Source organism: Pseudarthrobacter sp. GA104 (assembly GCF_009741265.1).
GTDB lineage: Bacteria > Actinomycetota > Actinomycetes > Actinomycetales > Micrococcaceae > Arthrobacter.
The window spans coordinates 3,853,581-3,867,348 of record NZ_WOWL01000001.1 but is presented as its reverse complement, the minus strand read 5'-3'; the positions used below and the strand labels follow the sequence as shown (position 1 = coordinate 3,867,348).

Sequence of the window (13,768 nt, the reverse complement as noted above, 5' to 3'; positions counted from 1 at the left end):
ATATCCGGCTCCCGAGACCGCCGCCGCTGTCACACGGGAGCATCCACCGCGTCGGAGATCCGCAGCGTCGATCCGTTCCGGCCTTTCAGTACTTGGAGCTGGGCGCCGATCCGCTGCTTCATCTCTGCCACGTGGCTGACAAGCCCCACCACGCGGCCGCCGTCCCGGAGGCCTTCAAGGGCGTCCATCACCTGTTCGAGGGACTGCTCATCCAGGCTGCCGAACCCTTCGTCCACGAACAGGGTTTCGATCTCCACTCCGCCGGCCTCCTGCTGGACCACGTCCGCCAACCCGAGCGCCAGGGACAGGGAGGCCATGAACGACTCGCCTCCGGACAGCGTGGAGGTGTCCCGGCGGAACCCGGTCCACTGGTCCACTACCTCCAGGCCAAGCCCCGACTTTGCGCCGCGCGCGGCCTTGGCATCAGTGTGCTGGAGCAGGTACCGGCCATCGCTCATGGCCACCAGCCGCTCCGAGGCCGCCAGGGCCACCTGCTCCAGGCGGGCGGCCAGGACATAGCTATTCAGGCTCATCCGGTATGTGTTCTCGCCCCGGCCTGCTGCGGCATCCGCCAGGCCCGCGAGCATCTGTGCCCGCTCGGCAGGCTGCCGCGCCGATCCTGCCAGATCGCTGTACTCGGCCCGGATACCCCGGAGCGAGGCCAGGCACCTGGACGCCATGCCGGCAGCAAGGTCCGCGTCCCGGGCTTCCTGCACTGCGGTGGCCGCAGCTTCCCGGAACCCCGCAAGCCGCGCCGGGTCCACTTCGTAACCGGCCGACTTTTCTTCCAGTGCCAGCACAACATCCGCTGAAACGAACAGTTCCGCTACCTTTGCCTGCTCGTCCTGGGCGGCCCGCACGCTGGCCTGGAGGGCAGTTGCCTCGGCGGCCTCAAGCAGCTGTTCCCGGGCCTCGCCGGCGGTTGCGAAGCCGGCGGCAGGAAGAGCCTGTTCCAGCTGCTCCCGCGCCTCGGCGGCCTGGGCCTCCGCCTGTTCCAGCTGGGCCTGTGCTTCAACCGCCTTATTGAGGACTGCCACTGCGTTTTCCAGCGCGCGCAACCGCTGGGCCAGGCTCCGGTGGCTTCCCCTGAGCCCGGCCAGTGCCTGGTCAAGGGCGGCGGACTGTTCGGTCACATCGGCCAGCGAGGCCACAGTCCGGGCAAGCTCGGCTTCTGCGTCCGTCCTCGATTTTTGTGCTGCTTCGACAGCGGCCTCAAGCTTCTCGAGCCGCAACCGGACAGCGCTGAGTTCCTTGACCGCGGCCTCTGCCTCGGCAGCTGCCAGGCGCGCGCGGACCGCGCCGTTTTCGGCCTCTTCCGCGGCTGTTTCCCCGCCCTGGCCCGCCAGGACGGCCACCAATTGGCTGGCTTCTGCCAGTTCATGGGCAACCACGGCACAGGCGGCCTCCGCCGCCTCGTGGACACGCCGCGCTTCCTCCTCCTCCTGCGCGAGCCCTGGACCACCCGGACCGCCTGCGGCGGGGGCGGGATGATCGGTGCTGCCACAGACGGCACAGTGTTCGCCCGGTACCAGCTTGGCGGCCAGCTCAGCAGCCGCGTTTGCGAGCCTCTCTTCCCTGAGGTCCAGCCAGTGGCGTTTTGCTTCCAGCTGGCTGTCCCGGAACCCGTCGTACCGGACTTTGACCTGGTCCCGGACAGCAACGGCCCCGCCATAGCGCCTGACGACGTCGAGCAGCTCCTCCGCGGCCGCGGCTTCCTTCCGCCGCAGGGCCTCGGCACCCGCTCGCTGCTCGAGATCCTGCAGCCCGTCCTGGAGGCGGCGCCGCTCGGCCTGGAGTTCTTCGGAGCGGCTCCCCGCCTGCACGAGGACGGCGGCGAGTTCTTCCTGCTTTTTCACCAGCCCGCTGTGGCGCTTCCGGAGGCCCAGCAGCCTGTCCTCGTCCGGCACCCGGGCCTCCACGACGGCAAGGAGCGAACGCAGGCGCCCCAGTTCGGCGGCGCAGCCGGCAGCGGCTCCTGCCCCGTCCGCAGGCGGGACCGCGCCAATTCCCAACTCCAGCTGGGACAACTCGGGGTCTTCCCCTGCGGCCATGCTGAGCAACGTAAAGGCGGACTCCACGGCAGTAGCGGCCCGCCGGACCTTCGCGACACCTGCATCAACGTTCAGCAGCTGCCCGTGCAGGACCTCGGCTTTCCGGTGCCGGGCCAGCCGGAGGAGCTGTTCCTCCAGCAACTGCGCCCCCTGGTCCACGGCCGCTTTCCGGGCCGCGGCGGAATCGAGTTTGCGGCGCCGCTCCCCGCGCGCTGCTTCCGCTTCCACGGCGTCCCTGCATTCGGTGCTTGCGGCTTCCGCCCGTTCCGCTTGGCCCGTGAGTTCCGCCAGCCGCCCGTTTACCGCGCTTTCAAGCCATTCAAGCCGGGCCACCGCATCATCCGGGGATGGAGCGCCGGCCCCGTCCAGCCCCAGGGGGGCCGTCTCCGACTCCGCCCGCGCCGCCAGGATTTCGAGCTGGCCGGCGAGGAGGGAGACTTCCTCCTTGGCTGCCTGCGCCTGGCGGGCCAGTTCCTGCTCCACCGATTCGAACCGCTCGGTACCAAAAAGCTTCTGCAGAAGTTCCAGCCGGTCGGTGGCCTTGGAACGGAGGAAAGCGGCGAAGTCGCCCTGGGGCAGCATCACCACCCGGGTGAACTGCTCCCGGTCCATGCCAAGCAGGGCCAGAATCTCTGCGCCTGCCTCATCATTGCGGGCGGACTTTTCCGTCCAGGTTCCGCTGACGCGTTCACGCAGCAGCGTCTTGGCCTGCTGCGTGGTGAAGCCGTTCTTCCCCCGGGCGCTCGGCTTGTCCCAGGCCGGGGACCGCGTCACTTCGAAGCGGCGGCCCTGGGCCGAGAACTCACAGGTGACGGCAGGCTCCTGCGCCGGTTCCGCATGGTCGCTGCGGAGCCTTTTCCCGTCCTGGCGGGCCCCGGGAACGGAGCCGTACAGGGCAAAGCAGATGGCATCCAGGACGCTGGTCTTTCCTGCGCCTGTTGGGCCGTTGAGCAGGAAAAGGCCATGGGCGCTGAGCCTGTCGAAGTCAATCTCCTCGGTACCGGCAAAGGGCCCGAACGCGGAGATCAGGAGGCGGTGGATCCTCATCGTGAAGCCTCCAGGAGCCGGACGTTCTCCAGGGCAGCAGCCACCGCGGCTTTTTCGGCCGCATCGGGTTCCCTGCCGCGCACATGTTCCAGGAAGCCGCAGCACACCGCCAGGTCGTCCGGCGCCTCGGCCAGCCTGCTGCTGTAGCTTGAGGCGGCGGCCTGGGCTCCGCCCTCCGGATCGAAACCAAGGACCAGGGTGTCCGGGAACCGGGAACGGAGCCGCTCCATGGCTCGGGCGGGCCGCTGGGCGTCGGTCAGGGTGACCTGGCAGTAGGCGGTTTCGGCCCACTGGTGCGCGGGCGATTCCAGCAGCTCAGCCAGGGGCCCGCGCAGCACGGCCAGTGCGCGCGGCGCCGGCCACAGGACTTCCCGCACTGAGGTGACTCCGTCCGCGCCGAGGTCCACGAGCCAGCCGCCTTTCTGGTGGGTGGCTTCCGAAAAGGAGTAAGCGAGCGGCGAGCCCGAATACCTCACCTGGGGCGACAGGGTTTGGCGTCCGTGCAGGTGCCCCAGTGCGGCGTAGCTGAAGCCCTCGAAGAGGTCCAGCGGTACGGCCCCGACGCCGCCGATGCTGAGGTCCCGCTCGCTGTCCGAGCTGATCCCCCCGCTGGCGAAGGTGTGGGCCAGGACCACGGAATGAACGGTGGCCGATGCTGAACGCCGCTTGATGTCCTCGCGGATCATCCCTGTTGCGGCCCGGGTAACTTCAAAGTGGCTGGGGGTGTCCGCACCGAGTTGTTCGGCGACGAGCCGGGGTTCGAGCCACGGAATGCCGTAGATGGCCAGCACGGCCTTGCCACCTTCCCCGGCAGCCGCGTCCCCCAGCGGCAGCAGCAGCGGTTCGTCCAGGTCCTCGATCCTGGTGCGGAGGTGCACTCCCCCGCGTTCCAGGAGCCGGGACGCAAAGCCCAGGCGGATGGCGGAATCATGGTTGCCGCTGGTCAGCACCACCTTGGCGCCGGCAGCGGTCAGGCGCACCAGGGCCTCGTCAAGCAGGCGTACCACGTCCACGCCGGGAAGGGCGCGGTCATAGACGTCCCCCGCCACCAGGACAACGTCCACGCCGTGCTGCTTGACGGCACCGACCAGCTGGTCAACGAAGGCGCGCTGGGCGTCCAGCATCCCGACGCCGTGGAAAGACCGGCCCAAATGCCAGTCCGAAGTGTGTAGTAACCGCATGTTCCTAAGCTATCGGCTGCCACTGACAGCGACGGCAACCGCCGCGGGCACCGGGATCAGCCCCGCGTTCCTTCAAAGAAGTCCTGGGCTTCGCTGGTCCCCGGCCCGGGCTTGTCCGTGCGTGGATCGGGGCGTCCGTCCGCACCGGAAACGGCGGGCACTGCGGGCGGGGACACGTCTGCGCCCTGCGTCCCGGGGACCGCGCTGACAGCCGGCCGGCGTCCGCCAGCGGCCGCTCCGAAGCTCCGGAACACCAGTCCCGCAAGGGCAGCGCCCACCACCGGGGCAGCCAGGAAAACCCACAGCTGCCCGGCAGCCCAGCCCGAGCTGAAAAGGGCGGACGAGACTGCGCGGGCAGGATTAAACGGCAGGTTGCCCACCGACTGGCCCAGCTGCAGGAGGACCGCAAAGGACAGGCCGACCGCCACGGCAGCGGCGGACCGGCCGCCGCCGTCCTGCGAATTGTCCCTGCCGGACGTCCCCAGGAAGACCGCAACAACGATTGCGGCGCCGAGCATTTCAAGGAGCAGCACCGCAGCGAGCGGCGCCTGGATGATGGAGTGTTCGCCAAAGCCGGCCGTGACGGTGTCGAAAGCGGTGCGGCTGTCCGCAATCCCCGGGAGGGTGCGCAGGATTCCGAAGAGGGCGAGGGCACCAGCCAGTCCACCGGCCAGCTGGGCACCGGCATAGGCGGCTGCGGCGCCGGCCCGGATCCGTCCGGCCAGGAGGTGCCCCACGGTGATGGCCGGGTTGAAGTGGCCGCCCGAAACGTGCGAGAAGGCGAGCATCGCGGCGGTCACGGCCAGGCCGGCTGCAAGCGCCGCAGGGAGGGGGCTGGAGTCCGGGATGGTGAACAGCGGAACACCGAGGCCGGCCACCACGATGAACAGCGTGCCGAAGGCCTCGGCCCCCAGCCTCGGCAGCAGTCCGGGGCGTGAGGCCTCCGGACCGCGGGGCAGCAAGGCGTCGTGATGGTCAAGGGCGGGGGTGCTCATGGTGGACCCTTTGGTAGGCAGGAGATGGCGGTGCGGCCGCCGGGCAACCCCTCCATTATTCCAGCTGCTTCCGGGCGTTTGCCGCGCCCGCGCGTTGACCCGGACGGCGATGGCCGGCACCCGTCAGGAAGCCGGCCGCTGCCGCGGTAAATTTGCAGCATGAGCATTGAACCCGGCCCGTCCGCGCCCGCACTGAGATCACGCATCCACGGCTGCCTGCTAGGCGGCGCGTTGGGCGATGCCCTGGGCTATGCCGTCGGCACGGACTCGATGGAGGAGATCCGGCGCCGGTTCGGCGGGCACGGCCTTACCGATTTCCGTGAGCTGTCCGGGAGCCCCTTTTCGGACGAGACCCAGCTGACCCTTTACACGGTTGACGGACTGGTGGAGGCACTTGAGTGGGCGAATTCCGGGGTAGGCGCGGACGTCAACGCCTGCCTGTGGCTCGCGTACCTCCGGTGGCTGGCCACGCAGGGAGAGTCTGCCCCTGCGGCGGCCCCCGCACCCCAGCCGCGGTGGATCGACCGCCAGTCAGTGCTCCACGAGCGCCGGCGTCCGGACAAGGCGTCCATCTCCGGGCTGGCCACGGGTGAGATGGGGACTGTCTTCCGCCCGGTAAATCCGGTGTCGAAGGGCTGCGGAACGGTGGTGCGGTCGGCGCCGTTCGGGCTGGTCCCGCACATCACGCCCGACTCCGTCTATAAGCTGAGTGCAGACGCCGCCTCCCTGACGCACGGGCACCCGGCGGCGCGCCAGAGTGCCGGAATCTTCAGCCTGCTGATCCACCGGCTCGTCACGGGCGAAGGGCTCCACGAGGCGGCTGCCGCAGTGGCCGCCCGCTCCCGTTCGCTCAACGAGGTGGCACCGGAACTGCCCGACCGCCTGGAATCCGCCCTCCGGCTCGCGGGCGAGGGCGTAGTCAGCCCGGAGGAACTCACGGAGGCACTGGGTGAAGGCCGGACCGCGGCGGAAGCACTCGCCGTCGCGCTTTACGCGGTGCTTGCCACTGCGCCAGGCACAGGCGGTACGGGCGGGGACAAACAAGGCACGGACGACGCCGGCGCAGGCACGCTGCCCGTCCGGCACTTCCGGACGGCGCTGGCATTGGCGGTGAACCACGGCGGGAACAGCGATTCCACCGGTTCGCTGGCCGGGAATATCCTGGGGGCCTTCTACGGCGAGGAGTGCCTGCCCGCAGACTGGCTCGGATCGCTGGAAGCGCCCGAGGCGGTCCGCGGCATGGCCGATCTGCTGGTGAGGGTTACGACCGCCGAAGGCTGATGTTGTTGCACGCCTCGCAGACGTCCTCCGGAATCAGTCCGTTCCGCTGCAGGAACCCGAAGATCACGCACCCCAGGCAAAAGCCTGCAAAAGCCTCAAGTGACGCCGCGACGACCAGGATGCCCAGTGCTGCCCATGCTGCGGGCGCTGCCCCGGCCACGAACAGGACCAGGGCGGTGGTGGACACTGCGGCCCCAATCCCCTGCGCGAAGCGCTTTGGCGGTCCGGGGACCAGCTTCACCCGTCCCAGCCGCGGCGTGATGACCTTCACGGACAAGAGCGCCAGCGGCGAAACCCTCGGCCCGAACAGCACGCGCAGCCAGAACCCGACGGCGATGGCCAGCAGGCCCCACACTGAGCCGCTCGCTGCCGTCACAACCGCGAGCAGCACAACCAGGCCCGCGGTCACGCGTGCGGCGTACTCATTGACGGGATTCGGGAAGGCGAACACGGAACTCATGAGCCAAGGCTAGGAGCGGTCTGTCCCGCAACCAAGGTTTGTTGCGCCGGATGAACCGGCGGGCACCTCAGGCGATGCCCGCGGCCGCGAAACCGCCCACCATCTGCAGGAACTCCCCTTCGGAGAGCACCTCGATGGCCTGCCCCCGCTCATGGAGTTCCAGGACCCGGCGGGCCTTGCCCGTCAGCCTGCCGGACCGAAGGTCTGCGGCGACAAAGCCGTCGCCCACCACCAGGACCGTGGTGCGTCCGGTTACGCGGCTTTCGGGCCGGGCGCCGACGTCCGCAGAGCGTCTTTTCGCCTCCGGGCGCCCCATGGACAGCTGCCCGGTGAAGACGACGGTCTGCCCGTACAGGGGATGGCCGGGCTCGGCGTCGGGGTTGGGCAGCGGGTTGGCGCCCTCCTCCGGCCAGCCCGCCTGGAAGGGCCGGAGCGGCGCAGCAGTGCTGCCGGACGCAGCCGAGAGGGCGGCCAGGCTCGGTTTGGAGAGCGCATCCGTCGCGGGGTGGAAAGCCTGTTGCCGGGGCATCACCAGTCCCAGGGAGAGGTAGAGTTCGGCGATGCTGTTGGCCTGGTTCCTGCGGGCTATGTCGATCAGGATCCCCGCGCACGCCCGCGCGTCCTCGGCGGCGTCGTGATGGTTCACCAGGGGAACGCCGGCTTCCTCCGCGGCGAACGGCAGGGAGTTGGACACCAGGGAATAGCACCGCCGGGAGAGCATCACGGTGCAGACGTAGTCGTAAGCGGGCCCCGGCAGGCCCGAGACCTCCAGGCCGGAACGGATCACGCCCAGATCGAAGGCAGCATTGTGCGCCGCGAGGATGTCGTCGCCGATGAAGGCCCCGATCTCGGGGAAGAGGTCCCCGAAGCGGGGCTTGCCTGCAACGTCCTCGGCCCGGATGCCGTGGATCCGGACGTTGTGGTAGTCAAAGTGGTCGTGGTCCTGCGGCGGCCGCATGAGCCAGGAAGCTTCCTCGACGACCCGGCCGCCCCTGACCTTGGTCAGGCCGACTGCACAGGGCGAGCCCCGAAAGCCGTTTGCAGTCTCAAAGTCGATCGCCGTAAAGTCCAAACCCACGGCCCCCACCTTACCGCCGGAATGCCGCCCCTCCGTGCAGGCACAACTCTGTCAAGTACCCTTGAGAGGTGAACTTTCCTGTGATGAATGACCTCGCCGTGTCCATGCTGGGCGGGGCAGGACCGGTGCAGCCCCAGCTGGCCTCCTTCCTGCCCGACTGGCTGAACCCCCAGGTCTTCCTGGCCGATCCCGCCCTGGCACCTTGGGTGGTCCTCCTGGTCTGCGGAATCGTCTTCGCGGAAACCGGCCTGCTGGTTGGCTTCTTCCTGCCGGGTGATTCCATGCTGTTCACCGCCGGACTGCTGGTGGCCACGGACACCATCAAGTTCAACGTGCTGCTGTTCGCGCTGCTGATCATCATCTCGGCCATCGTGGGAAACCAGACCGGCTACCTCATCGGTTCAAAGGCCGGCCCCGCCATCTTCAACAAGCCAAACTCACGCCTCTTCAAGCGCGAGAACGTGGAAAACGCACACGCGTTCTTCGAAAAGCACGGCGGTAAGGCACTGATCCTGGCCCGTTTCGTCCCCATCATCAGGACTTTCGTTCCCGTCATCGTGGGCGTGGCCCAGATGAGCAAAAAGAAGTTCTTCCTCTTCAACGTCATCGGTGCAGTGCTCTGGGGCGGCGGCGTGACGCTCCTGGGCTACCTGCTGGGTGACCGCGTGCCGTGGGTCCGCGAGAACCTGGACATCATCTTCATCGCCATCGTCCTGGTTTCGGTCCTCCCCATCGGCGTGGAGGTCCTCCGCGGCATCTCCGCCAAGCGGCAGGCGAAGGCCTACGGCACCGATCCGGTGGACGAGTTCATCGAAGAGCACGCCCCCGAGGACGAGCAGAAGACGCCGCGCCTGCCCTAGGAAGCCGGCCAGGGATCCTACGCAAAAGGTGTGCCCCCGCTCCGGCGGGGTGCACACCTTTTTTGTTTGCCCAGCGAGCCGTCCACCGGCGGGCGTCAGGACTTTGGCGCCTGCAGGGCCTCGACGATGGCGGGCAGCAGCGCGCGGAACGCCTTGCCCCGGTGGCTGATGGCGTTCTTTTCCTCGGCGGACAGCTCGGCACAGCTGCGGTCCTCCCCCGCGGGCTGGAGTACCGGATCGTAGCCGAAGCCGCCGTTCCCCCGCGGCTCGCGCAGCAGGATCCCTTCGAGTTGCCCGTATTCCACTACCTCGCGTCCGGGGGTGCCGTCCGCGTCCGGGACCGCGAGGGCCGCCGCGCAGACGAAGGCGGCGCCCCGATGGTGGTCCGGAACGTCCGAGAGCTGGCTGAGCAGGAGCCGGAGATTGGCGGCGTCGTCGCCATGGCTGCCGGCCCACCGGGCTGAGAAAATCCCGGGTGCTCCGCCCATGACGTCCACGGCGAGGCCGGAGTCGTCGGCGATGGCCACCAGGCCGGTGGCCTCGGCGACAGCGCGCGCCTTGAGCAGCGAATTCTCGGCGAACGTCACGCCTGTTTCGACGACGTCCGGGGCACCTGCAGCCGCCGCGTCCACCACCTGCGTGTCGACGTCGAGCCCGGGCACCTGTCCCCGCAGCAGCTCACGCAGTTCCCGGAGTTTGCCCTTGTTGTGCGTGGCGAGGACCAGGCGGGGGGCAGCACCTTGCCACGGGGCGGCGGCGGCCGCGCTCACAGCGTGTCTGCCAGGGTTTCGCGCTGGATGGCCGCGAGCTGCGTGGTGCCCAGCAGGGCAAGGTCCAGGAGCTGGTCCAGTTCTGCCCTGTCAAAGGGTGCGCCCTCAGCCGTGCCCTGCACCTCCACGAACTTGCCGGACCCGGTGACCACCACGTTCATGTCCGTTTCGGCCCGGACGTCCTCCACGTACGGCAGGTCCAGCATGGGAACGCCGTCGATGATGCCCACGGACACCGCGGCGATGGTGTCGATGAGGGGCTGGGCGTTCTTTGCGATCAGCTTGTTGTCCCGGGCGAAGCGGATGGAATCAGCGAGCGCAACGTAGGCGCCGGTGATGGCTGCCGTGCGGGTTCCGCCGTCAGCCTGGAGGACGTCGCAGTCCAGCACGATGGTGTTCTCGCCGAGGGCCTTGGTGTCGATGATCGAGCGGAGCGAACGGCCGATCAGCCGTGAGATCTCGTGGGTGCGGCCGCCGATCTTGCCCTTGACCGATTCGCGGTCGGAGCGGGTGTTGGTGGCCCTCGGCAGCATGGCGTACTCGGCGGTGACCCAGCCGCGGCCCTCACCCTTGAGCCAGCGCGGGACGCCCGCGGTCAGGGAGGCGGTGCACAGGACCCGGGTGTTGCCGAACTCGATCAGGGCCGATCCTTCGGCCTGGGAAGACCATCCGCGCGTGATGCTGATGGGCCGGAGCTGGTCGGGAGCGCGGCCGTCGGCGCGCACGATGGGCACTGCAGTTGCTTCAGAAGTCATGCCTTTAGCTTATCCACTGCAGGTGCTGCCGACGCCTGGCCCTGATTCGGGGCCTAGATGGTGTAGTGGACGCCGGCAACCGCTACCGCAACATCGCCGCCGAACACCGGCCGGGCCTCGGCCATCACGGTGGTCTGGGACGTCCATACCGGAATGTGCGTCAGCAGGAGCCGGCGTGCCCCCGCCGCCGCGGCGGCCTCCCCCGCACGCTTGCCGGTGAGGTGGACGTCCTTGATTCCGTCGTCGCGGCCTTCCTCGAATGCAGCTTCGCACAGGAAGAGGTCTGCGTCCTTCGCGGCTTCCTCAAGCCCGGCGCAGGAATCGGTATCACCGGAGTACGTCAGGGTCCGGGAGACGGTGTTTCCCTCCTTGTCCGGTTCCACCACTTCCACCCGCAGGGCGTAGGCCTCCTCCACGGGGTGGTTCACGGCATAGGGGGTCACGGTGAAGGGACCCACGGTGACCGGCTGGCGTTCGGCCCAGTTGGTGAAGTCGAATTCCTCATGCATGCCAGGGTCCAGCGGCAGCCCGTACGCGGTGGCCATCCGGTCTGCAGTGGCGGCCGGTCCCCAGACCGGAATCCGTCCCCGGCCCCAGCCGCCGGGCTTCCAGCGGACGGCCACGTGCAGGCCGCAGAGGTCCATGCAGTGGTCGGGGTGCAGGTGGGTCAGGAAGATCGCGTCGATGTCCTCGAGGTCCGTGTACCGCTGGATGGCACCCAGTGCGCCGCTGCCCAGGTCCATGACCACTTTCCAGGTCCGCTCGCCGTCGTTCGCGGTCAGGAGGTAGCAGGATGCGGGCGATCCGGGGCCGGGGAAGGAACCGGTACAGCCGACGATGGTGAGCTTCACTGGCCCGGCCCCCCGGTCACTGACGTCCCAACGAAGTTGGAGATCCGCGGACGGGCGGCGGCGCCCTGGGCGGCAGCGATCATCTCGGGGGTGATCCGGGCAAGGCTGCCGGTGGGGTACTGCGCGGACACATGGTCCACGTGCCGGACGGAGAGCACTTCCGGGCCAAGGAACCGCCTGGCCAGGGCCTCGAACTGGCCGGCGTCGCCGGTGGCCACAAAGTGGTGCTCCGGGGGCGTGGCGTCCGTGCGCTGGAGACCGTGGGTGGCCAGGGCGCGGTAGACGTCCTTGGCGGTCTCTTCGGCGCTGGACACGAGGGTCACGTCCGCTCCCATGACGTAGGAGATGACCCCCGTGAGCAGCGGGTAGTGCGTGCAGCCCAGGACCACCGTGTCCACGCCGGCCGCCTTGAGGGGTGCAAGGTACTCCTCGGCAACAGCAAGAAGGGCCGGTCCGGTGGTGACGCCGGCCTCCACATAGCTGACGAACTCAGGGCACGCCACCGAGGTGATCGCCAGGTCGGGAGCCGCGGCAAACGTGTCCTCGTAGGCCCGGGACCCTACCGTGGCGGAGGTGCCGATCACGCCGACCCGTCCGCTGCGGGTAGCGGCAACGGCACGCCGCACCGCCGGCTGGATGACCTCGATGACCGGGATGCCGTACTTGGCCGTGTAGCGCTCCCGGGCGTCCCGCAGGACAGCGGCCGACGCCGAGTTGCAGGCGATGGTGAGCAGCTTGACGCCGGAGTCCACGAGTTCGTCCATCACACCGAGGGCGTTTGCCCGCACCTCCGCGATGGGCAGGGGGCCATAGGGCCCGTGCGCCGTGTCCCCCACGTAGAGGATGGACTCATTGGGCAGCTGGTCGATGATGGACCGTGCCACCGTCAGGCCGCCCACGCCGGAGTCAAAGACACCGATGGGCCGTGACTCCACGGCGGCGGCAGGGGTGTCGCTTGCGGCGGACCCGGCTGCAGCGCCTGCCGGCGGATCAATGCTCGAGGCTCTACTCATGATTATTCGAGGATAGGGCTTCCCTGCAGCCCCGGCGGTGATCTTGTGGCCAGCAGCTCATGTCTGGTGTGTCACAGCACGGGGACGGAGACCGGCCTGCGCCGCTCATCGGCGGGCGTCCAGGGACTGCAGCATGGCCTGGACCAGTGATTCCTGGAGCCAGGTGGCGAAGTTGTAGACCAGCGCCAGGTAGCTTTCCACGTCCTCCGCCTGGGACCAGTCCTGCATGAGGTGGACATGTTCGGCATCCTCCTCATCCTGGATGTCCAGCCGCTCGGCCAGGACAAGCCGGACGTCGTTCAGCGCCATGGACCAGTGCTTCGCCCCTTCGGGCGTCAGCACAATCTCGTCCTTGTCCAGGTCCAGGGCGGCCGCCTGCAGGGCGCCGATCTTTGTCTCCCGCAGCGACCGCTCGGTGAGCTGGCGGAACTCAAGGGACGCGCCGGCGTCGTCCTTCATGACGTTGGGAAGGAGGCGCTTAACGGCGCGGTCCGAAGGCTCGGCGACGTCCATGTCCAGGCCGATCAGGGCAGCCAGCGGATCCTGCCCCGTCCGTTCCTCCGGCTGCAGCATGGAAATGACGTCACTGATCAGGCTGCGCAGCAGGTCCCGCTCCGCAGGCTCAAGATAGCCGGTAATGCCCTTGAGTCCGTACTTGAATGCCTTAGCCACGTTTCCCCTTGCCCTGGCCCGGTCCGCCGGATTTGCGGGTGCTGCCGCCGTTCCCGCCGCTGGCCTTCTCCACCGTCGCCCACAGGCCAAAACCGTGCATCGCCACCGCGTGGCGCTCCACCTGCTCCTTGCTGCCGGAGGCAACAATGGACCGGCCCTTTTTGTGGACCTCCATCATGAGCTTGTTCGCCTTGCTCTCCGAGTAGCCGAAGTAGCTCTGGAAAACGTAGCTCACATAACTCATGAGGTTGACGGGATCGTTCCAGATCACCAGGTTCCAGGGGATGTCCGGTGCCGTCAGGGAATCGGTGGATTCCGCTGTTCCGGTCCGGGTGCCCTCCCGTGTATCGGGGCCGGGCGCAACGCTTATGGTCATCTATCCATTCTATGGGGATGATGGGCGGGCCCCGCGGCGAAGCGGAGCGAGACGCGGGAGCCGGTGGGTGGGCCCACACCGGCGAGGGCCCCGCGGCGAAGCGGAGCGAGACGCGGGAGCCGGTGGGTGGGCCCACACCGGCGAGGGCCCCGCGGCGAAGCGGAGCGAGACGCGGGAGCCGGTGGGTGGGCCCACACCGGCGAGGGCCCCGCGGCGAAGCGGAGCGAGACGCGGGAGCCGGTGGGTGGGCCCACACCGGCGAGGGCCCCGCGGCGAAGCGGAGCGAGACGCGGGAGCCGGTGGGTGGGCCCACACCGGCGAGGGCCCCGCGGCGAAGCGGAGCGAGACGCGGGAGCCGGTGGGGACTAGAGTAACTTT

Annotated in this window: 13 protein-coding genes; 2 read left to right on the top strand and 11 right to left on the bottom strand. The window is 68.8% G+C overall.

Going from position 1 to position 13,768, the window contains the following annotated elements:
- Positions 1-29: 29 nt before the first annotated feature.
- From GK109_RS17680 to GK109_RS17670, 3 genes are read right to left on the bottom strand one after another with little or no spacing between them, the layout of a single operon-like run.
- Positions 30-3,098 (bottom strand): AAA family ATPase, encoded by a 3,069-nt coding sequence (locus GK109_RS17680; protein ID WP_157241855.1) that lies wholly within the window; start codon positions 3,096-3,098, stop codon positions 30-32.
- Complete coding sequence (locus GK109_RS17675) at positions 3,095-4,279, bottom strand: exonuclease SbcCD subunit D (protein ID WP_157241854.1); 1,185 nt, start codon at positions 4,277-4,279, stop codon at positions 3,095-3,097. Before GK109_RS17675 ends, GK109_RS17680 begins: the two co-directional genes overlap by 4 nt.
- A 56-nt stretch (positions 4,280-4,335) precedes the next feature.
- Entirely contained in the window at positions 4,336-5,274 is a 939-nt protein-coding gene (locus tag GK109_RS17670) for an aquaporin (protein WP_157241853.1), read from the bottom strand.
- A gap of 159 nt (positions 5,275-5,433) precedes the next feature.
- Between GK109_RS17670 and GK109_RS17665 the strand changes: the two genes are divergently transcribed.
- Positions 5,434-6,555, top strand: coding sequence for an ADP-ribosylglycohydrolase family protein (locus GK109_RS17665; protein WP_157241852.1), 1,122 nt, complete (start codon positions 5,434-5,436; stop codon positions 6,553-6,555).
- On the opposite strand, the gene GK109_RS17660 is transcribed toward GK109_RS17665, so the two are convergent.
- Together GK109_RS17660 and GK109_RS17655 are read right to left on the bottom strand one after the other, a co-directional pair.
- Positions 6,536-7,015, bottom strand: a complete 480-nt coding sequence (locus GK109_RS17660; protein ID WP_157241851.1) for a DUF4395 domain-containing protein — start codon at positions 7,013-7,015, stop codon at positions 6,536-6,538. The genes GK109_RS17665 and GK109_RS17660 overlap by 20 nt on opposite strands.
- Before the next feature lie 67 nt (positions 7,016-7,082).
- Entirely contained in the window at positions 7,083-8,093 is a 1,011-nt protein-coding gene (locus GK109_RS17655; RefSeq protein WP_370460676.1) for an exonuclease domain-containing protein, read from the bottom strand.
- A gap of 83 nt (positions 8,094-8,176) precedes the next feature.
- Between GK109_RS17655 and GK109_RS17650 the strand changes: the two genes are divergently transcribed.
- Entirely contained in the window at positions 8,177-8,953 is a 777-nt protein-coding gene (locus tag GK109_RS17650; protein WP_157243098.1) for a VTT domain-containing protein, read from the top strand.
- A gap of 95 nt (positions 8,954-9,048) precedes the next feature.
- On the opposite strand, the gene rdgB is transcribed toward GK109_RS17650, so the two are convergent.
- From rdgB to clpS, 6 genes are all read right to left on the bottom strand, one after another.
- Entirely contained in the window at positions 9,049-9,723 is a 675-nt protein-coding gene (gene rdgB, locus GK109_RS17645; RefSeq protein ID WP_321213838.1) for an RdgB/HAM1 family non-canonical purine NTP pyrophosphatase, read from the bottom strand.
- Positions 9,720-10,478, bottom strand: coding sequence for a ribonuclease PH (gene rph, locus GK109_RS17640; protein WP_157241850.1), 759 nt, complete (start codon positions 10,476-10,478; stop codon positions 9,720-9,722). The genes rdgB and rph overlap by 4 nt, the downstream gene beginning before the upstream one ends.
- 53 nt (positions 10,479-10,531) lie before the next feature.
- Entirely contained in the window at positions 10,532-11,329 is a 798-nt protein-coding gene (locus GK109_RS17635) for an MBL fold metallo-hydrolase (protein WP_370460675.1), read from the bottom strand.
- Complete coding sequence (gene murI, locus GK109_RS17630; protein WP_157241849.1) at positions 11,326-12,342, bottom strand: glutamate racemase; 1,017 nt, start codon at positions 12,340-12,342, stop codon at positions 11,326-11,328. The genes GK109_RS17635 and murI overlap by 4 nt, the downstream gene beginning before the upstream one ends.
- 105 nt (positions 12,343-12,447) lie before the next feature.
- On the bottom strand, positions 12,448-13,014 hold the full coding sequence (locus GK109_RS17625; protein WP_321213841.1) for a DUF2017 domain-containing protein: 567 nt from the start codon (positions 13,012-13,014) through the stop codon (positions 12,448-12,450).
- The gene (clpS, locus tag GK109_RS17620; protein ID WP_157241848.1) at positions 13,007-13,390 is read right to left on the bottom strand and encodes an ATP-dependent Clp protease adapter ClpS; all 384 of its coding nucleotides are present in this window, start codon (positions 13,388-13,390) and stop codon (positions 13,007-13,009) included. The genes GK109_RS17625 and clpS overlap by 8 nt, the downstream gene beginning before the upstream one ends.
- Positions 13,391-13,768: the final 378 nt, after the last annotated feature.

What these genes read in the sequence shown, in the direction of transcription:
- GK109_RS17680 (WP_157241855.1), bottom strand. Translation starts at nt 3,098, where the DNA reads ATGAGGATCCACCGCCTCCTGATCTCCGCGTTCGGGCCCTTTGCCGGT.
- GK109_RS17675 (WP_157241854.1), bottom strand. Translation starts at nt 4,279, where the DNA reads ATGCGGTTACTACACACTTCGGACTGGCATTTGGGCCGGTCTTTCCAC.
- GK109_RS17670 (WP_157241853.1), bottom strand. Translation starts at nt 5,274, where the DNA reads ATGAGCACCCCCGCCCTTGACCATCACGACGCCTTGCTGCCCCGCGGT.
- GK109_RS17665 (WP_157241852.1), top strand. Translation starts at nt 5,434, where the DNA reads ATGAGCATTGAACCCGGCCCGTCCGCGCCCGCACTGAGATCACGCATC.
- GK109_RS17660 (WP_157241851.1), bottom strand. Translation starts at nt 7,015, where the DNA reads ATGAGTTCCGTGTTCGCCTTCCCGAATCCCGTCAATGAGTACGCCGCA.
- GK109_RS17650 (WP_157243098.1), top strand. Translation starts at nt 8,177, where the DNA reads ATGAATGACCTCGCCGTGTCCATGCTGGGCGGGGCAGGACCGGTGCAG.
- rph (WP_157241850.1), bottom strand. Translation starts at nt 10,478, where the DNA reads ATGACTTCTGAAGCAACTGCAGTGCCCATCGTGCGCGCCGACGGCCGC.
- murI (WP_157241849.1), bottom strand. Translation starts at nt 12,342, where the DNA reads ATGAGTAGAGCCTCGAGCATTGATCCGCCGGCAGGCGCTGCAGCCGGG.
- clpS (WP_157241848.1), bottom strand. Translation starts at nt 13,390, where the DNA reads ATGACCATAAGCGTTGCGCCCGGCCCCGATACACGGGAGGGCACCCGG.